This window comes from Listeria sp. MAN/IMW/UF464, from assembly GCF_058683955.1.
The window spans coordinates 1,274,747-1,296,085 of record NZ_JBZWZP010000001.1 but is presented as its reverse complement, the minus strand read 5'-3'; the positions used below and the strand labels follow the sequence as shown (position 1 = coordinate 1,296,085).

24 protein-coding genes and 1 pseudogene are annotated in these 21,339 nt (G+C 38.4%); 20 read left to right on the top strand and 5 right to left on the bottom strand.

All coding sequences use genetic code 11. The features are described 5' to 3' along the window. The first annotated feature begins 37 nt into the window (after nt 1-37). The 5 genes from AC4PG0_RS06615 to AC4PG0_RS06595 all read left to right on the top strand — a co-directional run bounded on the left by AC4PG0_RS06615 (nt 38) and on the right by AC4PG0_RS06595 (nt 4,790). A complete protein-coding gene (locus AC4PG0_RS06615; RefSeq protein WP_010990364.1) occupies nt 38-1,054 on the top strand; it encodes an oxidoreductase in 1,017 nt (338 codons plus the stop codon). A 194-nt stretch (nt 1,055-1,248) separates the two neighbouring features. Beyond that, on the top strand, nt 1,249-1,695 hold the full coding sequence (locus AC4PG0_RS06610) for a PTS sugar transporter subunit IIA (protein ID WP_185330510.1): 447 nt from the start codon (nt 1,249-1,251) through the stop codon (nt 1,693-1,695). A 13-nt stretch (nt 1,696-1,708) separates the two neighbouring features. Next, complete coding sequence (locus tag AC4PG0_RS06605) at nt 1,709-3,103, top strand: PTS fructose transporter subunit IIC (protein ID WP_492167814.1); 1,395 nt, start codon at nt 1,709-1,711, stop codon at nt 3,101-3,103. Next, nucleotides 3,103-3,963: a ketose-bisphosphate aldolase gene (locus tag AC4PG0_RS06600; protein ID WP_003770309.1), complete on the top strand. Its 861-nt coding sequence runs from the start codon at nt 3,103-3,105 to the stop codon at nt 3,961-3,963. The genes AC4PG0_RS06605 and AC4PG0_RS06600 overlap by 1 nt, the downstream gene beginning before the upstream one ends. Nucleotides 3,964-4,019: 56 nt before the next feature. Continuing rightward, nucleotides 4,020-4,790 carry a DeoR/GlpR family DNA-binding transcription regulator gene (locus tag AC4PG0_RS06595; RefSeq protein ID WP_003724291.1) on the top strand — a complete coding sequence of 257 codons (771 nt, stop codon included), beginning with the start codon at nt 4,020-4,022 and terminating at the stop codon, nt 4,788-4,790. A 31-nt stretch (nt 4,791-4,821) separates the two neighbouring features. On the opposite strand, the gene tatC is transcribed toward AC4PG0_RS06595, so the two are convergent. The 3 genes from tatC to AC4PG0_RS06580 form a co-directional block, all read right to left on the bottom strand. Beyond that, on the bottom strand, nt 4,822-5,565 hold the full coding sequence (gene tatC / locus AC4PG0_RS06590) for a twin-arginine translocase subunit TatC (protein WP_492167815.1): 744 nt from the start codon (nt 5,563-5,565) through the stop codon (nt 4,822-4,824). Next, nucleotides 5,562-5,741: a Sec-independent protein translocase subunit TatA gene (gene tatA, locus AC4PG0_RS06585; RefSeq protein WP_003760298.1), complete on the bottom strand. Its 180-nt coding sequence runs from the start codon at nt 5,739-5,741 to the stop codon at nt 5,562-5,564. The genes tatC and tatA overlap by 4 nt, the downstream gene beginning before the upstream one ends. Before the next feature lie 73 nt (nt 5,742-5,814). Continuing rightward, complete coding sequence (locus tag AC4PG0_RS06580; protein ID WP_492167816.1) at nt 5,815-6,444, bottom strand: peptidase E; 630 nt, start codon at nt 6,442-6,444, stop codon at nt 5,815-5,817. A 98-nt stretch (nt 6,445-6,542) separates the two neighbouring features. On the opposite strand from AC4PG0_RS06580, the gene AC4PG0_RS06575 reads away from it, so the two are divergent. From AC4PG0_RS06575 to AC4PG0_RS06545, 7 genes are all read left to right on the top strand, one after another. Beyond that, nucleotides 6,543-7,490, top strand: coding sequence for a helix-turn-helix transcriptional regulator (locus AC4PG0_RS06575; protein ID WP_280377700.1), 948 nt, complete (start codon nt 6,543-6,545; stop codon nt 7,488-7,490). A 128-nt stretch (nt 7,491-7,618) separates the two neighbouring features. After that, nucleotides 7,619-9,103, top strand: a complete 1,485-nt coding sequence (locus AC4PG0_RS06570; protein ID WP_492167817.1) for an FTR1 family iron permease — start codon at nt 7,619-7,621, stop codon at nt 9,101-9,103. Then, a complete protein-coding gene (gene efeO, locus AC4PG0_RS06565; protein WP_194317756.1) occupies nt 9,100-10,260 on the top strand; it encodes an iron uptake system protein EfeO in 1,161 nt (386 codons plus the stop codon). Before AC4PG0_RS06570 ends, efeO begins: the two co-directional genes overlap by 4 nt. Before the next feature lie 17 nt (nt 10,261-10,277). Continuing rightward, on the top strand, nt 10,278-11,543 hold the full coding sequence (efeB, locus tag AC4PG0_RS06560) for an iron uptake transporter deferrochelatase/peroxidase subunit (protein ID WP_492167818.1): 1,266 nt from the start codon (nt 10,278-10,280) through the stop codon (nt 11,541-11,543). Between the two features lie 72 nt (nt 11,544-11,615). After that, nucleotides 11,616-12,125: an NUDIX hydrolase gene (locus tag AC4PG0_RS06555; RefSeq protein WP_267650582.1), complete on the top strand. Its 510-nt coding sequence runs from the start codon at nt 11,616-11,618 to the stop codon at nt 12,123-12,125. 96 nt (nt 12,126-12,221) lie between these two features. Then, nucleotides 12,222-12,941, top strand: a complete 720-nt coding sequence (locus AC4PG0_RS06550; protein WP_270907971.1) for a YebC/PmpR family DNA-binding transcriptional regulator — start codon at nt 12,222-12,224, stop codon at nt 12,939-12,941. Between the two features lie 36 nt (nt 12,942-12,977). Then, nucleotides 12,978-13,313 (top strand): zinc ribbon domain-containing protein YjdM, encoded by a 336-nt coding sequence (locus tag AC4PG0_RS06545; RefSeq protein WP_003760313.1) that lies wholly within the window; start codon nt 12,978-12,980, stop codon nt 13,311-13,313. 40 nt (nt 13,314-13,353) lie between these two features. Here AC4PG0_RS06545 and AC4PG0_RS06540 read toward each other — a convergent pair whose 3' ends face one another. Then, nucleotides 13,354-14,067 carry a GntR family transcriptional regulator gene (locus tag AC4PG0_RS06540; RefSeq protein WP_010990376.1) on the bottom strand — a complete coding sequence of 238 codons (714 nt, stop codon included), beginning with the start codon at nt 14,065-14,067 and terminating at the stop codon, nt 13,354-13,356. A 156-nt stretch (nt 14,068-14,223) separates the two neighbouring features. Here AC4PG0_RS06540 and AC4PG0_RS06535 point away from each other — a divergent pair, with 156 nt between their 5' ends. The 4 genes from AC4PG0_RS06535 to AC4PG0_RS06520 all read left to right on the top strand — a co-directional run bounded on the left by AC4PG0_RS06535 (nt 14,224) and on the right by AC4PG0_RS06520 (nt 17,594). Further along, on the top strand, nt 14,224-15,666 hold the full coding sequence (locus AC4PG0_RS06535) for a glycoside hydrolase family 1 protein (RefSeq protein ID WP_003770325.1): 1,443 nt from the start codon (nt 14,224-14,226) through the stop codon (nt 15,664-15,666). Continuing rightward, the gene (locus tag AC4PG0_RS06530) at nt 15,659-16,993 is read left to right on the top strand and encodes a PTS sugar transporter subunit IIC (protein WP_003760326.1); all 1,335 of its coding nucleotides are present in this window, start codon (nt 15,659-15,661) and stop codon (nt 16,991-16,993) included. The genes AC4PG0_RS06535 and AC4PG0_RS06530 overlap by 8 nt, the downstream gene beginning before the upstream one ends. Nucleotides 16,994-17,010: 17 nt before the next feature. Further along, nucleotides 17,011-17,313: a PTS sugar transporter subunit IIB gene (locus AC4PG0_RS06525; RefSeq protein WP_003760328.1), complete on the top strand. Its 303-nt coding sequence runs from the start codon at nt 17,011-17,013 to the stop codon at nt 17,311-17,313. Nucleotides 17,314-17,399: 86 nt separating this feature from the next. After that, nucleotides 17,400-17,594 carry a hypothetical protein gene (locus tag AC4PG0_RS06520; RefSeq protein ID WP_070250160.1) on the top strand — a complete coding sequence of 65 codons (195 nt, stop codon included), beginning with the start codon at nt 17,400-17,402 and terminating at the stop codon, nt 17,592-17,594. Nucleotides 17,595-17,632: 38 nt separating this feature from the next. Here the strand turns inward: AC4PG0_RS06520 and AC4PG0_RS06515 are convergent, their stop codons facing one another. Continuing rightward, nucleotides 17,633-18,553, bottom strand: coding sequence for a helix-turn-helix transcriptional regulator (locus AC4PG0_RS06515; protein WP_492167819.1), 921 nt, complete (start codon nt 18,551-18,553; stop codon nt 17,633-17,635). Between the two features lie 100 nt (nt 18,554-18,653). Here AC4PG0_RS06515 and AC4PG0_RS06510 point away from each other — a divergent pair, with 100 nt between their 5' ends. The 4 genes and pseudogenes from AC4PG0_RS06510 to AC4PG0_RS06495 all read left to right on the top strand — a co-directional run. Continuing rightward, nucleotides 18,654-19,073, top strand: coding sequence for an effector binding domain-containing protein (locus tag AC4PG0_RS06510; RefSeq protein WP_003760332.1), 420 nt, complete (start codon nt 18,654-18,656; stop codon nt 19,071-19,073). 191 nt (nt 19,074-19,264) lie between these two features. Further along, complete coding sequence (locus AC4PG0_RS06505; protein WP_033533457.1) at nt 19,265-19,549, top strand: DUF3130 domain-containing protein; 285 nt, start codon at nt 19,265-19,267, stop codon at nt 19,547-19,549. Continuing rightward, a complete protein-coding gene (locus tag AC4PG0_RS06500; protein ID WP_492167820.1) occupies nt 19,550-19,918 on the top strand; it encodes a ribonuclease P in 369 nt (122 codons plus the stop codon). It abuts the gene before it with no gap. Then, nucleotides 19,915-21,003, top strand: a pseudogene (locus tag AC4PG0_RS06495) (T7SS effector LXG polymorphic toxin); the annotation flags it as partial. The gene AC4PG0_RS06500 and the pseudogene AC4PG0_RS06495, both read left to right, overlap by 4 nt. Nucleotides 21,004-21,339 lie beyond the last annotated feature (336 nt).

Here is a 21,339-nt window from a genome sequence, read left to right as displayed (position 1 = left end):
ATTTTAAATCATTAGTTTTTAATAAGGAGGAAATAATATGTTGAAAATGGGTTTTATCGGAAATGGGAAAAGCACGAATAGATACCATTTACCGTTTATTTTAGAGCGCGATAATATTGAAGTGAAGACAATTTATAATCGAAATCCCAAAACAGCCACATGGGACAAAATCGAAGGGGTACATTATACAACAGATTTAGATGAGCTATTAAAAGACCCTGAAATAAAGCTAATTACCATTTCAACTACACAAAGCTCTCATTTTGAATATGCAAAAATGGTCTTGGAAAATGGCAAAAACGTACTTGTCGAAAAACCATTTATGATGACTTACGACGAAGCTAAAGAAATATTCGAACTAGCTAAAGAACGCGGTTTACTAGTACAATGCTACCAAAATCGTCGTTTCGATTCTGATTTCCTCACAGCACAAAAAGTGATTGAAAGCGGAAAATTAGGCGATTTATTGGAAGTGGAAATGCATTATGACTATTTCCGTCCAGAAATCCCAGAATCCGTCCATGAATTTAAATTCTACGATAGCTATCTTTATGGTCACGGCTGCCACACGATTGATCAAGTTTTATCTTATTTCGGAAAACCAGACGACATTCACTACGATGTGCGCCAACTGCTCGGCGAAGGACGAATGAACGATTATTTCGACCTTGATTTATATTATGGCGTAACAAAAGTTTCTGTAAAATCAAGCTACTTCCGCATAAAAGCCCGTCCAAGCTTTGTCCTATACGGCAAAAAAGGCATGTTTACAAAGGAAACAAAAGACCGCCAAGAAGAACATTTAAAACTCTTTTATATGCCAAGTAATCCGGATTTCGGGATTGACTTACCAGAACACTACGGCACCCTAACGTATGTCGATGAAGCAGGAGTTTGGCACGAGGAAAAAGTTATTTCCGAAGTTGGCGATTATGGTCGCGTTTATGATGATTTATACGAAGCGATTATTAATGGAAAACCTAAACAAGTAACTGACGAAGAAACCTTACTACAAATGGAGATTTTGGAAAAAGGCGTCGAAGCTTGTAAATAAAAAATGTCCGCGAGAGGAATCTTGCGGCATTTTTTTAGATAAAAATGATTGATTTCGTTCAAATAAACCGTCAAAACAACCGTAAAAATGAACTTTTTGCATAATACACCCATAATATTGAATGAAGTCGTTCAGCATGATATAGTGTAATCAAACAAGTGAAGCGCTTACTTTGTTGAGAGAGGATGTGGATTATGAATATATCGAATTTAATTAATGAAGACCGAATTATTTTTGATAATCGTATTCAAACAAAACAATTATTATTTGAAAAAGCAGCAGAAGTACTAGGTGAAGAAGGGTCTATAACAAATCCAAAAAAATTTATACGTGACTTATATAAACGAGAAGAAGAAACTTCCACTGGAATTGAAGATGGTTTTGGCATCCCTCATGCAAAAAGTAAATATGTAAAAGAACCATTGATTGTTTTTGTTCATTCTGGCATTATAACTGATTATTTTGGATTAGATGATTCACCGATTGAATGTAGTTTTCTTATTGGCGTTCCGAAAAAAGCCACAGACGTCCATTTGCAAATATTAAGTGAACTATCAAGGAAGTTAATGAACGAGGAATTTCGCGAAAAATTAAAAAATTCAAAAAACGAAACTGAAATTATAACAATTTTATCGAACTAAGGAGGCGTTTCACATGAAAATAGTTGGTGTTACTGCTTGTCCCACTGGTATTGCTCATACGTATATGTCTGCCGAGAAATTAACTATAACGGCAGAAGCGCTTGGTTACGAAGTGAAAATCGAGACACAAGGAGCAAAAGTAGAAAATGTTTTAACAAAAGAAGACATCGCGACTGCTGATTATGTCATTTTAGCAGTGGATAAAGAAATAGATACATCAAGGTTCGCTGGAAAGAAAGTTAAAAAAGTATCCACTTCCAGAGCGATTAAAGAGGCTGATGTGGTTATTGAAGAAACTATTTCAGGCAAAGGGTTAATCAATTTGGAGGTGAAAAGTTCGGATGTAAGCTCTGAACAACCTTCAAAAGCAAGTTTATACAATCACTTTATGAATGGTGTTAACTATATGTTGCCATTTGTTATAGCTGGCGGGATTTTAATTGCCATTAGTTTTGCTTTTGGGATTGATGCCTCAAACCCTGACTCTGATTCGTATAACGCACTTGCAGCTGCATTTTCTAAAATTGGTGGGGATACTGCGTTTGGTTTAATGGTTCCAGCACTTGCAGCAGGGATAGCGGTTTCTGTTGCTGGTCGAGCAGGATTTGCGCCTGGGCTTGTCGCAGGGACACTGGCGACTGTTGGTGGATCAGGATTTCTAGGCGGTATGATTGGTGGTATTTTGGCTGGTTACGTGGCGCATTTCTTTGCTAATAAAGTCAATGTCACTAAATCACTTGCTTCGATTTATCAGTTGATTGTTGTACCACTTTTAGGGATTACGATTGTTGGTTTGGCCATGGTATTTATTATTGATACACCAATCGCTTGGGTTTTAAATGCGCTCACGAGTTGGTTAAATGGACTTGGTGAGACATCCGGCGTTGTGTTTGGTCTACTCATTGGTGTGATGATGGCAGCAGATATGGGAGGTCCAATCAATAAATCTATTTCAACCTTTTCAATTGGGTTAATGTCAGCAGGTGTAACGGCGCCGATTGCGGCTTGTATGGCTGCCGGAATGGTTCCACCACTTGGATTAGCACTCGCAACATTATTATTTAAAAACAAATTTACAAAAGAAGAAAAAACAGCGGGGAATTCTTGTTGGGTGTTAGGTGCATCCTATATTACTGAAGGAGCAATTCCTTTCGCGGTTGCTGATCCGCTTCGGGTTATCCCGAGTTTGATGTTAGGTTCTGCAACAGCGGCTGCAATCTCGATGGGAGCAGGTGTTACTTCGATGGCGCCTCACGGTGGAATTTGGGTAATGTTCATTCCAAACGTTATTAACCATCTATTTATCTACTTACTAGCAATTGCAGCAGGTACAGTCGTGACAGCAATTTCTGTCGGACTATTAAAAACCCCATTAAACAAGCGAAAAAATAAAGAGGAGATGATATAATGTTATATACAATGAAAGATCTTTTAGCAGTAGGAAAAGAACATCAATTTGCAGTACCAGCATTTAATATCTGTAGTTTTGATATGTTAAAGGCGATAATGGAAGAAGTGGAGGCAAATAATGCTCCTGTAATTTTAGAAATTCATCCAGATGAAATAGAATATCTCGGTAATAACTTTGTTGCAACAGTAAGAGAATACGCGCATAGAAGTAAGGTGCCGGTCGTTATTCATATGGATCACGGTGGAACAATTAAAGATGTGATGCGGGCTATTAGAAATGGCTATACTTCCGTCATGATTGACGCTTCAAGAGCCAGTTATGAAGAGAATGTCGCTTTGACAAAACAAGTGGTTGAACTTGCGCATAAAGTCGGTGTTTCTGTTGAAGCGGAACTTGGAACAATCGGGAACAATGGTTCAGCAGAAGGCGGGGCGGATACCATCATATATACTGACCCTGACCAAGCAGAAGATTTCGTACAGAGAACTGGCATTGATACGTTGGCCGTAGCGATTGGAACGGCGCATGGTTTATACCCTAAAGATAAAAAACCAGAACTGAATATGCCTCTTTTAAAAGAATTAAATAAACGCTTGGATATTCCGTTTGTACTTCATGGTGGTTCAGGAAATCCAGATAAAGAAGTCAGTGAATCAGTACAATACGGCGTTAGGAAAGTAAATCTTAGTTCAGATCTGAAAAGCGTGTTTTTTGAAGAAGTTCGCCGAGTTTTAGTAGATAATCCTGCGATGTATGAACCAAATCAAGTGTATCCATCAGCTAATGAAAAAGTAAAAGAAGTTGTAAGACATAAATTACACATTTTAAATACTACTGGTCAAGCAGATAAATACTAATAAGAAGGGTAGAAGCGCTAGTTATAGTGCTTTTGCCCTTTAAGGAGTGGAGGAACATGTTAAGCACAGCGAAGGAACGGCAACTAAAAATCGTTAACCGGCTAAAAGTGGAACAATTTATGCGGATTATTGATTTAGTGGAGCTTGTCAACTACAGCGAAGCCACTGTTAAACGGGATTTAGTAGAATTGGAAAAAGAAGGACTTGTGAGACGAACAAGAGGCGGCGCAATGATTATCGATAATAAAAAAATCGATTTGCCTTATTTAATGAAAATGAACGAGCGAAGTAATGAAACGAGTAAAATAAGAATTGCCGATATTGCAAAATCACTGATTCGCGATGATATGGTGATTTTCTTAGACTCGAGCTCAACCTCACTGCATTTAATCGACGTTTTAAGTAAATTTGATGGCCTGCAAATTATTACTAATGGCGTCATGACGGCTTCCATGCTATCAGAATTTACAAATGCAAGAGTTAGTATTTTAGGAGGCTCGATTTTAACGAAGCGATATACGGTGAACGGCGCAAAAGCATACAATGATGCCCTAACTTATAATGCAGATATTGCTTTTGTTTCATGCCGCGGGATCGACTATGACAAAGGCGCAACAGAAACACATGAAGGTGAAGCGCTCATCAAACAAGCTTTCAGGCGCCAGTCAAGTTCGCTCGTTTTACTTGTTACAGAAGAAAAAGTAGGACACAAATTTATGCACCAAAGTTTAGCATGTCATGATATTGACTATTTAATTACGGACTTCAAACTGGACCCAGATGTAGAGGAACAGTTCAAAACCCATCAAATTACTTGTTTGTATTAATTGAAAAATGCCTTGAAATCCACATCCGATTTCAAGGCATTTTTTTCGTTTTCATTTCCTTATCCATTCGCCGCACAGTAAAGCCAGACACAACAATGCTAATTTCATACAGCCCAATGAGCGGAATAGTAATCATCAAATGCGATAAGATTTCTGGTGGGGCGATGAATGCAGCGATAATCAATAAGCAGAAGTAAGCATATTTCCGTGAGCGCCGCATTCCATTTGGTGTTATCAGTGACAACCTCGTTAACAGCATAATTACCATCGGAAGTTCAAATAATACACCGAATGAAAGCACAATTTGTAGTAAAAATTGAAAATAAGTTGCGAGGCCAATCGTCGTTTCAACGCCAAGTTCGGCCGCGAATTGGAACATAAATTTTAAAATAAATGGAAAAGTAATTACATAAGAAAAAACGACACCACATAAAAAAAGTAAAAAAGTAATCGGAATATAGCGCAGGGTAATTCGTTGTTCGGATGCATGTAAGCCGGGTTTTACGAAGGCCCATAATTGATATAAAATAACCGGAAATACTAAAATAAGCCCGATAATAAATGCCATTTCAATATAGATTTGAAAAGCATCTGTCACTTTAAAAACGTGTAGAATAACTTCTTTTGGTAAGTCATCTTTTTGGAGAAATAAAATTAACGGCTTGGAAACGAAAAGCCCCACAAAGAAAGCGAGAAAAAAGGATAGAAGTATGATTAATAATCTGGTTCGCAATTCTTTCAGGTGTCCAGTGAGGCTCATGGAAACTTCAGTCACGGGCGTGAATCTTCTTTTTTAGTTTCTTCTTTTGAATCATCCATCATGCCTTTTGTCGCATTTTTGAATTCGCGAAGAGTGTCTCCAGCAGCTCTACCAAGCTCTGGCAGTTTTTTTGGTCCGAAAATCACAAGGGCAGCTCCGACAATTAAAGCGATACTTCCTGGTCCGATCATTTCGATTTCCTCCATTCATTAGTTGAAAATGATAATCATTATCAACTAATTCTAAATCGAAACCTACTGGATGTCAATCTGTTTTTCCGTTAGCAAGTTTAGTGATTACTTCTTCATCGCGAACGAGAATAGCTTCATGATTGCTAATCGGATATATTTTTAAACTTTTAGTATAGTCAGCAACTATTTTTTGCGTTATTTTTTTAAACGGAATGTTGTTGTAGTGCGGGAGTGTGCAGAAATCGACTAAGTTTAAGGCATCGTAGTTTGTTAATTGTTCGGCTTTTTTGGGGCTGTCCATCGATTGAATGTACGCAATATTAGGTGAGGTGATAACTGCTCCGGCTGATTCACCGATGTATAATTTTCCAGCAGCAATTTCTTCTAAAATTAGTTTATCTGCCCCAGTTCGCTTTAATTCCTGTAACAAAAAGAAGGTATTGCCTCCAGTAACATAAATAAAATCATTTTTTCTGAGTGTCGCAGCAATGTGGTCTAAACTTTCTGTAGCAACATCGAGTTCTACGACGAATAACCCCAACTTCTCCAGTGCTTTCTTACCAGCTTCTACATAAAAAACTACTTCTTCGACTGTGCTAGCGGTCGGGATAAAAGTAACGGTTTTTCCTTGGAGATTGCTTTCAAATTCAGTAAATAATGGCACAACATCTTTAAAAGACGAGGTTAAAAATAAGTTTTTCATCATTCTAGCTCCTTTGGTTTGGTTTCTAGTTATAGTATAATATTAAAAGGTATCAAATAGTGACACCTTTTAATATTGAAAAAAGAAAAGAGATGGCGATGAATAAATCAGAACGACTAAATGATATGATGTTGTTTTTAAATGATAAAAATACGTTTCAATTAAGCGAGATAATGGCAAAATATGGCGTTTCTCGTAGTACTGCCATTCGAGATATAAAGTCTTTGGAAGAAATAGGTATGCCGATATATTCGGAACGGGGACGAAATGGTCATTATCAGGTGCTTCGTAACAGGCTACTTTCACCGATTGTCTTTAATATCGATGAGGTATTTGCGCTTTATTTTTCGATGCTTACGTTAAAGGCTTATGAAACGACACCTTTTCATTTAAGTGTGGAAAAATTAAAAACGAAATTTGAACATTGTCTTTCAGCTGAAAAAATCGAAATGCTTCGAAAAACAGAAGAAGTATTTAGTCTCGGCTATATAAAGCATAATAATCAATGTGAATTTCTAGATATTATTTTGCAATTTACGATGGAAGAGAAAGTGTGTCAGATTAATTATGATAAAAATGGGACTGAAAAAACGTATATTGTTCAATTTTATAATATATCTTCGGAGTACGGGCAATGGTATGTGACGAGCTACAACTTTAAGGATAAACGGATGCAGGTATTTCGCTGTGATAGAATTGTTGGGCTAAAAGAAAGTGATGCTTTTGAAGCCAAAAAATTAGTGGATTTTAAAAGAGCAGCCGAAAATTTTTATAAGAAAGAAGATGCAACTAATTTTGAAGTGGAAATTGCTTCAAATGGTGTTGATTTATTTTTTAAAGAAAATTATCCATCAATGAAGCTTCGACAAGAGCAAGGGAAAAATTTTATTCGTGGCTATTATAATAAAGGAGAAGAACGATTTATTATTAATTATTTACTAGGTTATGGCGATAAAATAATAGCCATTCAGCCAGATTCATTACGCGAAATGCTACTAAATGAGCTTGGTTCCTTGCAAAATCACTTTTTAAAATTATCGTTATAAAAAACTTCGATTTCATTATCGGAGTTTTTTTATTTGGATGAAAACATGAAAAAATTTATTGACTTTTTTGAACATGGAGAATATGATAATGATAATCATTTTCAATTAGAAAGAGAGGTGGTTTGTGTATGGGGCAAAAGCTTCTAGGCCGATTTATGTTGCTATTAAGCGTTTTAGCAGTGGTTTTGACTATCAATTTTAGTGAAACCTTTGCTGCAGAAAAGCCGAATATTGATAAACCGGTCAAAGCATTAGAGCAAACTGAAACGGCAGTGGAAGCCCTTGATTATCCTAAAGCGAAGGAAGCTTTTCAAGAAGATAAATTATGGTGGTCAGAAAATAAACAAGTTGTTAAAGAAAAATCATATGACTTGGCCGGCCAGATAGATCGGCAAATTGCGGAAATATCGCTTGGAATTTTAAATAGTGATAAACAGCAAGCGATGGATGGGATCACTTCACTTCATAATTTGCTCAAGACCTATCAAGAGGGTACATATACGGATAACGAAGGCAATACAAACATTACTCTATCAAGCTATATTGCAAAACTGACTGCGACAAAGAAGCTGATAGATGAGAAAGAATGGGCAAAAGCATCAACCCAAATTCAAGACTTAAAAACAGAGTGGCTTGCGGTGGAAGGTGATGTGGTCAGTCAATCGCAAGCAGCTTACGATAATACCGAGCGCGATTTAATGTTGCTTGATGCGTATATTAATGATCCTACTAAACAAGCCAAAACAGCAGATGTTCTAGATGGGATGACGGAGGAGTTAAAACCTTTTGCAGATGTGACTTACACTTGGTTCGATGCTGCGCTAATCCCATTTCGAGAAGGACTTGAAGCACTGTTGATTATCGCGACACTTCTTACTTATACAAAAAGAACGAAGACACGCGCGGCGAAAAGATGGATTATCGGCGGGACTGCAGCTGGTTTGGTGGTTAGTTTGGCGCTTGGCATGGTCGTGGCGTTTTGGCTATCAGCGCTTGCCTTTGGAGATAATAATAATTTAATTAATGGTTGGGCTGGGCTGATTGCGAGTATTATGATGCTCTATGTCAGCTACTGGTTACATCGAAATTCAGATATTACTCGTTGGAATAACTACATGGAAGGAAAAAGTAATCAAGCACTCTCCAATGGAAAAATGATTTCCTTTGCATTTTTAGCATTTTTAGCGATTTTGCGGGAAGGTTTAGAAACGGTTGTTTTTCTAATTGGCATGGTTGGGCGGACGTCGAATTTTGAGCTGTTAATGGGAATTTTGGCGGGACTTGGTGTGTTGCTTATTATTGCTTTTGTGATGTTGCGATATAGCGTACATATCCCTGTGAAGCCATTCTTTATGATTTCTAGCGCGATTGTGTTTTACTTATGCTTTAAATTTATGGGGTCAGGAATTCACAGTTTGCAACTTGCTGGAGTCATTCCAACATCAGTAGAAGATTACTTGCCATCTATTCCAGCGCTAAGTATTTACCCATCTTGGTATAGCTTTTTACCACAAGTATTACTCGTTATTTTTGGATTAATTATTTTAATAAAACAACAAATTAAAAAAAGAGCGGATTCTAAAAAGGAATTCGCACAAGGGGGAAAATCATGAAAAAATGGATTATTGTTATGTTGACTATTTTAACAGCAGTATTGGTTGTTGGTTGCGGTGGAACAGGTACAGAAGATAAGGCAGAAACAAAAAAGGAAACAACAAAAGAAAGTAAACAAGCAAATGCGGTCAAAAAAGAAGTAAAAGAAATGAAATCAAACTTGGATGACGTGAAAAAAGCCATTGCGGACACAGACAAGAGCGCGCTTCAATCTAGTGCAGCTGAACTACATAAACATTGGTTAGAATTTGAAAACAACGTCCGTGACTTGTATCCATTACAATATACAGATGTCGAAAAATATGAAACACCAATTTTCTATGAATCAAAAAATGATAGCCCGAATTTTGATAAATTAAATGACAATGCGACTGGACTTGACGCGTCGCTAGATACACTTGCAAAAGCCAAAGAAACAAAAGCAAAAACTTCCGAAGTGCTTGATAAAGCGGTAGATAATTATTATAAATACGTAACAGATCAAGTAGATGAATTCGTTGCACAAACTGAAATCTTCACGAATGCTGTGAAATCTGGTGATATTGAAAAAGCAAAAGCTACCTATGTTTCGCCACGCTTGAATTATGAACGCATTGAACCAATTGCAGAAAGCTTTGGCGACCTAGATCCAAAAATCGATGCACGTATTAACGATGTGGAAAATGAAGCAGACTGGACTGGTTTTCACGTTATTGAACGCGCGCTTTGGGAAAAGAAATCACTTGAAGGCATGGATGTTTACGCGGATAAACTTTTAACAGATGCAAAGGCGCTTCAAGCGGAAGTGAAAAACTTGAAATTAGAGCCAAAACCAATGGTCGCAGGTGCGATGGAATTACTGAATGAAGCCGCAACAACGAAGATTACTGGGGAAGAAGAAGCGTACTCTCACACGGATTTAGACGATTTAAATGCGAATGTGGAAGGTTCAAAAGTAGTCTACCAAGCGATTATTCCAGCTTTAAATGCTCAAGATAAAGACTTAGCTGACCAAATTGATGCTGCTTTCAACAAAATGGAAGACACATTAGCGAACTACAAAAATGGTGATTCATTCGTACTCTATACAACGCTTACGAAAGACCAAATTCGTGAAATCAGTGACCAATTGAGCCATCTTTCCGAATTAATGGCACAAACAGGTAAAATTTTCTAAGCATAGAAAGGAAAACGATGACAGATAAGAAGAGCGATAATCAGACGGAAAAGATAGAAGCCAAGGAAAACAAAGGAATGACTCGGCGTGAAATGCTAAAACTTTCTGCTGTAGCTGGGACCGGTATTGCCGTTGGGGCAACTGGTCTGGGCACGATTTTAAATGTGGTGGATCATGTGGATAAGGCGCTCACTCCGAAAGAAAAAGCAGAAACAGGTGTGCCATTTTATGCGACAAATCAAGCGGGAATTATCACTGCGCAACAAACCTATTGTTACATCGCCAGTTTTGATATTCAAACCGATTCACGTCAAATTTTGAAAGATTTATTTGGAAAATGGACAAAATTTGCGGATTTAACGGCAAGTGGCGGGGTTCTGCGCGATGTGGATAATGACATGTTACCGCCGAACGATACCGGGGAAGCTGATGGGTTAGGAATTTCTAACTTCACAGTGACACTAGGTTATGGTCCGACTTTTTTTGAAAAAGATGGCAAAGATCGATTTGGTGTAAGGGCGAAAAAGCCGAAGTATCTAGAAAAAATTCCACATATGGCGCATGATAGTTTGGATGAAGCTTATTCTGATGGTGATCTTTGTATCCAAGTGTGCGCTGATGATCAGCAAGTCGCTTTCCACGGAATTCGTAATTTTATTCGTTTAGCGAGCGGTGTTGCTGTAGTTCGCTGGATTGAAGAAGGTTTCTTGAGTGCGCCAAAAAACGAGACGCCACGCAATCTATTTGGCTTTAAAGATGGAACAGCAAACGTTGACCATGACTCAAACAAAGGCTACAAAGACGTCGTTTGGGCAGAAAATGATGAACCAGAATGGATGCGAAACGGCAGCTATCTTGGCTACCGCAAAATCCAAATGCTCATCGAAATCTGGGATCGTTCATCCTTGCTTGACCAAGAAGACACATTCGGTCGGAAAAAAGCATCTGGTGCACCGTATCATAAAAAACATGAACACGATAAAGTCGATCCAAGCAAACTGCCGGCTGATTCTCACGTGCGCCTAGCCAAAGACACGAAGCAACAAATGCACCGTCGCGCGTATTCGTACACAAACGGTATTGATAAAAGCACGGGAACGATTGATGCTGGATTACTATTTATCTGCTTCACCCAAAATCCGTCCAAACAATTTCTGCCAATGCTAAGTATCATGGGAAAAATGGATAAATTAAACGAATATACTGTCCCAATTGGAAGCGCGATGTTTGCTTGCCAAGGCGGACTTGCTCCGGGAGAAATTTTTGGAGAAAAACTACTGTAGTCTAAGGTTCGCGAGCCTTAGACTTTTTTTGTATAATGAAGGTAAGTCAGTGATTAGAAGGAGCCGATTTTATTGGAGGAATGGGATTTATTAAATGTGGAACGTGAACTAACAGGGAAAACACATATCCGCGGTGAAAAACTAGCACCCGGAGAGCTTCATTTGGTTGTTCACGTATGTATTTTTAACGAAAAAGGGCAACTTTTAATCCAAAAGCGTCAAAAAGATAAAGAAGGTTGGCCGAATTATTGGGATCTTTCTGCGGCCGGATCTGCACTAAAAGGCGAAACAAGTCGACAAGCTGCTGAACGAGAAGTGAAAGAAGAACTAGGCATGACAATTGATTTAAGTAACACCCGTGCCAAATTCAGTTACCATTTTGAGGCAGGATTTGATGATTATTGGTTTATTACGAAAGACGTTGAACTAAGCGATTTAACATTACAAACAGAAGAAGTAGCAGATGTCCGTTTTGTCACCAAAGAAGAGTTAGAAGCATTAAGAAGTTCGGGCGAATTCATTCCTTATTTCTTTTTAAATCAACTTTTTGAACTTAAAAACGCCACAACTATTCACTTTTAACGAATATAGCTAAATTTCCACTTAACAAATTCGTTTCCTACACTTATAATAGTACAGAGACATGAGAAAAACTCCAATTAGAAAGCGAGTGGTAATATGGGCCGTAAATGGGCAAATATTAAAGAGAAAAAAGCGTCAAAAGATAAAACAAATAGTCGTATCTATGCGAAATTTGGAATTGAAATATATGTAGCGGCTAAATCAGGCGACCCAGATCCACATTCCAACCAAAAATTACGTTTTGTTATTGAACGTGCAAAAACATACAATGTGCCAAAACATATTATTGACCGTGCAATCGAAAAAGCGAAAGGCACTGGTGATGAAACGTATTCAGAACTGCGCTATGAAGGCTTTGGTCCAAACGGCTCGATGATTATCGTTGACGCACTGACAAATAATGTGAATCGTACAGCATCCGATGTTCGCGCAGCTTATAGCAAAAACGGCGGAAACATGGGCGTTAGTGGCTCTGTTGCGTATATGTTTGATAATACAGCTATTTTTGGTGTCGAAGGAAAAGACGCAGATGAGCTATTGGAACTTTTAATGGAAGCGGATATTGATGTTCGTGACATTTTAGACGAAGATGACCAAGCGATTATTTATGCAGAACCAGAAGATTTCCACAAAGTACAAGAAGGTTTGAAAGCGGCTGGAATTGAAGAATTTACAGTAGCAGAAATCGAAATGATTCCTCAAAACGATATTCAATTATCAGGTGAGGATTTAGAAAAATTCGAGAAACTAATTGATGCTTTAGAAGACCTAGAAGACGTGCAAAAAGTATATCATAACGTCGAATTAGAAGATTAACAGCCAACTATTACAACAATCGGAGGAATTGATAAAATGTCAAAATTACCAAATTGCCCAGAATGTAACTCAGAATATGCCTACGAAGATCGCGGTCTATTAATTTGCCCGGAATGCGGACATGAGTGGAGCGCCGTAGCAGAAGAAGCTACCGAAGAAAAAGTGTTCAAAGACTCAAACGGCAACGTACTAACAGATGGCGATTCTGTCACAGTCATCAAAGATCTTAAAGTAAAAGGCGCATCAAACCCAATCAAAATGGGGACAAAAGTAAAAAATATCCGCCTAGTAGATGGCGACCACGACATTGATTGCAAAATCGACGGCTTCGGCCCAATGAAATTAAAATCAGAATTTGTTAAGAAGATATAAAAAAACAGCGATTCTCTAATTCAGAGAGTCGCTGTTTTTATTAATTCTGCACAAAAACCGTTTCAAACACAAACGATTCATACGTATGGCGCGTAATCGAATATTCAAACACTCGGCCATCTTCCAAATGCGCTAATTTCTCAATTTCCATCATAAAAGTAGGTTCTTCTAAATCGAGGAGCTTACTATCCTCTTGATTTGATTTATCCCCGCGCACCCAAACATGGGCACTCTGCATCTTGAGTTTTAAATCATCACGAATATAATTATAAATCGAATCTTCTAAATGGTGCGGCTCAAGTCCTGGAATAATCGCAAGTGGCATATAAGTATGTTCAATCGAATAGGCTTTATGACCAACTTCTCTCATCCGGATGATTCGGTAAATATAGTCATCCTGCATCTCTAATTTTTCTGCGACTTCTTTCGATGGTTTTTCAATGGAAAATAAAATGACTTTCGATTTAATGTTGTCTTTTCCAAATGTATTTACAAGTCCAGACATTGGCCCTAGCGCGAATTCACCGCCGTTAGTAGAATGAGATTTCACGAAAGTACCAGCACCGCGGCGTCTAATAATCATGCCTTCTTGTACAAGCATATCCAGTGCTTTTTTGACAGTGAGCTTGCTGCAATCATACGTGCGAGCCATACTATCCCCATCAGGCAATTTCTCGTTAATTTCGTATTTATTTTGATTGATTTTATCACGGATATCTATGTATATTTCCATGTATTTAGCCATTCCCGACATTTTATTGGCTCCTTTACTGATGTAATAAGCATAGTATACCATATACTTTTACAAAAAGGTATCCCTATGAAGAAAAGTATATATCTTTTAATAAAAGTATTGTTTTTTAAATAAATGTATGCTATATTTATTTTGACAAAAGGGAGGCCATAAAAAATGAAAGAATTATTAACGTTTCCAAAAGATTTTTGGTGGGGCTCTGCGTGGTCTGCGGAACAAGCAGAAGGTCGCGGCGACACTGGTAAGGCAAAAACTGTTTGGGAGCATTGGTTTGAAACAGAACCGAATCGCTTTTACGAAGGTGTAGGTTCAGAAATTACAACAGATCATTTTAATCGGTATAAAGAAGACGTACAGTGGATGAAGAAAACAGGACATAATTCGTTCCGGATTTCGATTTCATGGGCGCGAATGTTTCCAAATGATGGTGTTGGTGAAGTGAACCAGAAAGCTATTGCGTTTTATCGTGATTTACTTACTGAAATGAATGAAAACGGTATCAAACCATTTGCGAATTTATATCATTTCGATATGCCCGTTGCACTTCAAGACGCTGGGGGCTGGGAATCAAGGGAAGTTGTTGATGCCTATGTTCACTTTGCGGATACTTGTTTTAAAGAATTTGGCGATTTAGTTTATCACTGGTTTACGTTTAACGAACCACTTGGACCGATACTTGGCGGTTATTTAGAAGATTTCCATTATCCGAATCAAATCGACTTCAAACGCGGCGCACAAGCTGGTTTTAACACGATTTTGGCACATGCTTTAGCTATTAAAGCTTTCAAAAAATTAAATTTGTCATCCAAAATCGGCGTTATTTTAAACCTTAGCCCGACTTATCCGCGTAGCCAAAACGAATACGATTTAGAAGCTGCAGAAATCTGTGATGCTTTTTATACGAGAAGTTTCTTGGATCCGATGGTTAAAGGAACTTTCCCAGAAAAATTAGTAGAAATCATGCGCGAATACGATCAAATGCCGGAATATACGGAAGAAGATTTGACGATTATTAAAGAAAATACGGCGCAAATTCTTGGCCTAAATTACTATGAACCAAGACGCGTGAAAGCCCGTTTAACGGCTATTAATGAAAAAAGTCCGTTTTTACCAGATTGGTTTTTTGAACCGCATAATATGCCAGGTAAACGAATGAATATTTACCGCGGTTGGGAAATTTATGAACGTGGAATTTATGATTTATGTATTGATATTCGCGATAATTACGGCAATATCGAATCATTTATTTCTGAAAATGGTATGGGAGTGGCAAATGAAGAGCGTTTCTTAAATGAAGAAGGACAAATTCAAGATGATTACCGTATCCAATTCGTCAAAGATCATTTGGCGTATGTACATCAAGCGATTGCAGAGGGTTGTGATATTAAAGGGTATCATCTGTGGACATTCATTGATTGTTGGTCGTGGATTAACGCATATAAAAACCGTTACGGACTCGTTTCACTTGATGTCGAAACTGGCAAACGCACAATGAAGAAAAGTGGCGAATTTTATAAAAAAATGAGCGATATGAACGGTTTTGAATATGAAACAAGCAAACTAGTTGGGACGAAAAGGGAGGAAACAACTAATGGCTGAAACGAAAAAGAAGTCGATTGTTAATGGTTTTATTAATGTAGCACAACGTCTTGGTGGTCAGATTCATTTGCGTTCATTGCGTGATGCTTTTGCGAGTATTATGCCGTTCATGATTTTAGCTGGTTTTGTCACGCTGATTAACTATGTTATTTTAGAACCGACTGGCTTTATGGGCAAAATTGTTAACCCAGATACACTTAAAACATGGCAAGAGATTGGTATTTCAATCGGAAATGGTACCTTGAGTGTCATTACGCTTTTAGTCACTGTGGCGATTTCATATCATTTATGTTTGAATCGTGGCTATAAAAACGTCATTGCTCCAATTCTTGTTGCCTTATCTTCATTTATCGTCGTAACACCGATTGCGATGACGTTCCTTCCAGAAGGCGCATCAAAATCAATCGAAGTACCAAACGTTATTCCAGTTAGTTATACTGGTGCGTCAGGCATGTTCGTCGGTATTATCGTTGGCTTAATTGCAACCGATTTATTCATTAAATTATCGAAAAACAAACGTATGCAAATCAATTTAACAGGAAATATTCCACCAGCAGTTATTAAATCATTTAACGTGTTAATTCCAATTATGATTACGGTTATTATTTTCTCAGTTGTGTCATTTGCAGTTAATCAAATTTTCAGCATGGACTTTAACACGCTTGTTACAACGATTATCACGAAGCCACTTAGCTATGTGACGACAAGTCTTCCAGGATTCTTGCTAATTACATCCATCGCCAATTTATTCTTCGGCTTAGGGATTCACCAAGCAGTTATTTCCGGTCCGTTACTAGATCCATTTTTACTACAAAATATGCAAGAAAACATGGTGGCTTATGCTAATCATCAAGAAATTCCGCATATTATTAACATGGCTTTCAAAGATACATTTGCGGTTATGGGTGGCTCAGGAAACACGATTGGCCTACTAATTGCCATTTTCATCTTTGGAAAACGAAAAGACTATAAAGATATTTCCAAGCTATCAGCAGCACCGTCGCTATTTAATATTAGTGAACCAATTATCTTTGGTTTACCGATTGTCTTCAACCCATTACTAATTATCCCGTTCGTATTAGCGCCGATTTTCTCTTTAACAACTGCGTATTTTGCGACGGCAGCAGGTTGGATTAATCATGTAGTAGTACAAACCCCGTGGACGACACCGCCGATTATTTCAGGTTTCTTAGCAACTGGTGGGGACTGGCGCGCGTCCGTTCTACAAGTAATTATCATTGTTATAACAGTCTTTATCTATCTACCATTCCTACGTATGGATGAAAAAGTTGCTTTTGCTACAGCTCAAAAAACAGAGGCAAAATAAGAAAGGAAGTCTAACCAATGAAAAACATTTTATTAGTATGTAATGCTGGTATGTCCACAAGTTTCTTAGTAGAAAAAATGAAAGCAGCAGGCGCGGAGCAAGGTATTGAAGCAAATATCTGGGCTGTATCCGACGCTGAACTACACGAAAACTGGGAAAAAGCAGATGTCATTTTGCTTGGACCACAAGTTGGTTATTTAAAAGGAAATACAGAAAAAGTAGTGGAAGGTAAAATTCCGGTCGAAGTAATTAATATGTTAGACTATGGCCGTGTAAACGGAGCAGCAGTGCTTGAGAGAGCAATCGAATTAATCGGTTAAAAAAGTAAGGGAGTGTGGCTTATAGTCGCACTCCTTTTTTATCGGGGAAGAAAGTGTTATAATGTGTGAAAAGGAGCGGAATTACTATGAAATATGTAAAATCACAAATGAAAGAGCTTGTAAAAGATAGCGTAGACTTGCAAGAACGCCTTCAAAAGCTAATGAAAGAAATGGACTTAGAAAAAACTTTCGCTTTAAAAGCACTTTATCATTCAGAAGTAGCTGATGGTGGACCGTACCAAACAGCCTATCAAGATTTGGATTATAAATATAAAAATTAACATCAAATGGCTCTGCTAAACAATTAGCAGAGCCATTTTTAGATATATTTTCCTTGAATTTCTGCTAAATAATCAACAAAATTATCGTAAAAGTCATCACGGTTTTGAATGGTTACATGCGTTCCAAGTTGGAGCAAAAAGCGGTACCCAGCCTCATGATCGGGAAGTGTCACTTTTACTAAAAAATGCTCTTCATCTTGCTGTGAAATTGCAACTGGATCAAAGCGTTCAACGATTTGTTCACGAGCTATTTTATCTACAATTAAAGTGACTTCATGCATCAAGAACGTGGGTCTATCACCGGTCATGCCGAATGGTTTTACAACAAAAGGCCGTGCTTCAAAAGTGTCTTCCAGCGTTTTCAGTTCAACAATACGCGACATTTTAAACGTCCGAAAATCGCTACGTTCCAAGCTGTAACCTTGCAAATACCAAGAACGATTCCTAAACAGGAGGTGATATGGCTCAGTTTTACGAACGGTTTGATTGCCGGTTCGATCAATATAGCTGAGTTCCACTAGTTGATGTTTTTTAATCGCTAAATATAAACTTTCGACTTTTGCATTTAACTCTTTTTTCATGGATAAATTGGAGAAATCAAGCGAAATCGAACTTTTGGGTGGTTCGCTGGAATGGTCGAGCATGTTTTTCATTTTTTGGAGCGTTTTTTTAGTTTCTGCGGAAGAAAGTAATTGTTCCATACCATCTAAGCTGGCGATAATAGCTGTTAAATCATCTGCTGTCAGAAGCTTTTTATCGACTTTGTAGGTGGGCATAATTCCAATACCACCTTTCGTTCCGGTAATCGTGTAAATCGGGATGTTCGCCATCGAGAGCGTGTCAATATCGCGAAAAATAGTACGTTTAGAGACCTCAAACATCGTAGCCATTTCAGAAGCACTGACTAACTCACGTTGGAGGAGCAGCATGATAATTCCGATGAGTCGCTCGATTTTCATTTTTTTCTCCTTTTTTCGAAATGATGACAGATTGTTGTCATCATTCGCGTGTTATAGTTACATCATATCAAAGTTAAGTAACTTTTTGGAGGGAAATATTATGGCATTTGAAATTGTTGAATTGAAAAAAGAAACATTTACTGGAAACAAAGTAGAAATCCCTGAATTTGATCCACAAAAAGGCTTTGGCCCAATGAGCGAAATCAAAGAATCAGCCTACACAAAATTTGCAAAAAACGAAAAAGACTACGTTGGCATTAACGCAAGTCTTGACGGCTTACAATATTACATCGTGGCAAGCGCGAACGGCGAAAACGGCGACACAACCTTCGACATCCCAGCAGGCAAATACGCAAAATTCGTAACAAGCGAAACAGACCGCCCAGCTCTAGACGCCTTCATCGGCGCAGCATACGGCGAAGTGAGCCAAAGCGACACGGTTGGTATTGCAGGATCGTTTAATTTGGAAGATCTTAGAGAAGCGGATTTTACGCTTTATATTCCGGTTGTTAGTAAGTAAGTTGAGGAGATCTCTTTCGGATGAAAGGGGTCTTTTTTTATTTGTATAAGTAAAAAAATCAAAAATGCCCTAATAAGTTCTGTATTTGAGTATGTTATTACACAGAGGTTCACAAAACGCTCACAAAAGGGAAGTAGTTACGATGCTATAATAGAGGAGTGGAAAACTAGACATAGAGAGGAATCACCAAGATGAGAGAGATAAAAGTCAACGAAGCGACGTTCCAACAACATGCCTCGAACTTAGACAGCAAAAGCGCGGGAAGCTATTTGCCGTTAAAAGGTGGGAATATGGCATACTCACGAGCGAATTCTATCAATCAATTACGGTCTGCATTGATTGATTTAGTCGATGTGGTAGAAGATTTCCAAGCCGTGACCAAGCAAGATGCCGGCAGATTAAAGAAAATGGGTATGGCATACGCGAAACAAGATCAAGTGATGGGACAGAAAATAAATCAGCTGGAGGTGCGATAGATGGACAGCGCGCACAGCCAGTTGGAACAGCAGCTACAACAAGTGAAAAAAGCGCAGGATGTTTTGCAAGATAATTTGAGGCAGACTAAGCGCAAACAAGCGGAACAAGAATGGTTAGAAGAAGATAGCCATCAATTAGAATGTGAGAAACAAGGATTGCTGGACTTTTTGCGGGGTGGTTGGCAAGGGGAGGAAGCGAATGGTTTCCATCGCTATCTGGAAGAACAACAACATGAAGAAGTGGTGGCATGGCGAAAAGATTTATTGGAAAAACGCGTTCATTTGGAAGAAGAAGTGCAGACGACTAGAGCGGAAATGTATGATTTAGAAACCAAACAAACCTCCTTGCGAAAGGAGTGGAGCCAATGAGTCGAATTGATATTGCAGAACTCAATGGCTTTCTTCAAGGATTACGAAGCAGTAACACTGAGGCGAAGAAAATGATACGCGGAATTCAACAAGCATCGAGCAAGTATGCGCAAGATAAAAGTTTAAAAGGGCAAGCGGTATCAGCTTCCCAAAGCTACTTTGCTTCCAGTTATCCCTCTATTGCACAAAGTATTTTAGAAGCTTTAGAAGAAAGTGAAGAACGTTTAGCACAATACATACGCGAGTTTGGCAGCCAAGTTGATAGCTCGCCTTCCGCCCGAATCGATGCGGAAATCCTTCAAGAAGCAATGGCGAAAGTGGCGCATTTGCAGCGAAAGGAAGAAGACATACATCGCCAACTCACCGCGCCGAATACGAAGCCGGATATGCAACAAGTCTACGTAGTTCAAGCAAGAAGCACTCACACCCAATTACTGCAAGCCATCCAAAAAGAAGATATACTAGAAAGGTACATCGCCTTTGAACAAAGCCACGCCCAGTTTTTTAACGCGTTAACCGAACTCATTCACTCCACAGGACGAGCGGTGCAAGAGTTGAAACAAAATGTGGCCTTCCATGAGAAAACAGGCACCTACACTGTGTCCCAAAGCGTCTATTCATCCATTAGCTTGATGAGAAAAGCACTGGATAAAGCACGCAAAGAAAACGCCAAAGATCCCTTCCCAGAAGCATTCGAAGACTATCATTTATTCGCCTATACGTATGTGAATGACAAAGGCGAAACCATCACGATGTGGCTATTGGAACGAGATGGCAAACGCGCCAGTAACAAAGAACTCCAAGCTTTTCTAGAGGAAAACGGAGCCAAGTTAGACCCTATTCTGTACACAAGCCTTTCCGGTGAAGAGCTCGAACGCAAAGTAAATGACGCATGGAAAGAGGGCGTCAACTACTTAAATGGTCAAAAAGTAACTGGGTTTTCCGGGGCAACACTAAGGTCATCCGCCTACGTAGCTAGCGTGAAGGATGCGATGGATGACGCTGGACTAACTGATATGGCACTAGGATTAGGCTTTGGGATTGCGGCGGCGAGGAATAAAGCAGTCATCCCGAAAAAACAAAATGACTTAAAAGTAAGCAATTTTAATAAAGACCAAATCCTGAAAAATATTGAAGCAAGTAAAAAAGCAAGAGAAGCTTCTAATTTTAGTGAGTATTTAAAGAGAGAGAAAGAAATTACGAAAAATAATGGAACTAAAAAGTATAGCTATAGTAAGAGTGTGTTAGAAAAAGCAGAGTTAGATCCTTTGTATCATGATTTTCCTAAAAATTTGGATAGTGATATATTGTCAAATCCTGTAATTACTAGAATGGATGGCAGAATAGAACATTTAGCAAAAGGGTTTGTGAATGGTGAAAGGGGAGTGTACCATATTACAACAAAAGGAGATTCAATTATT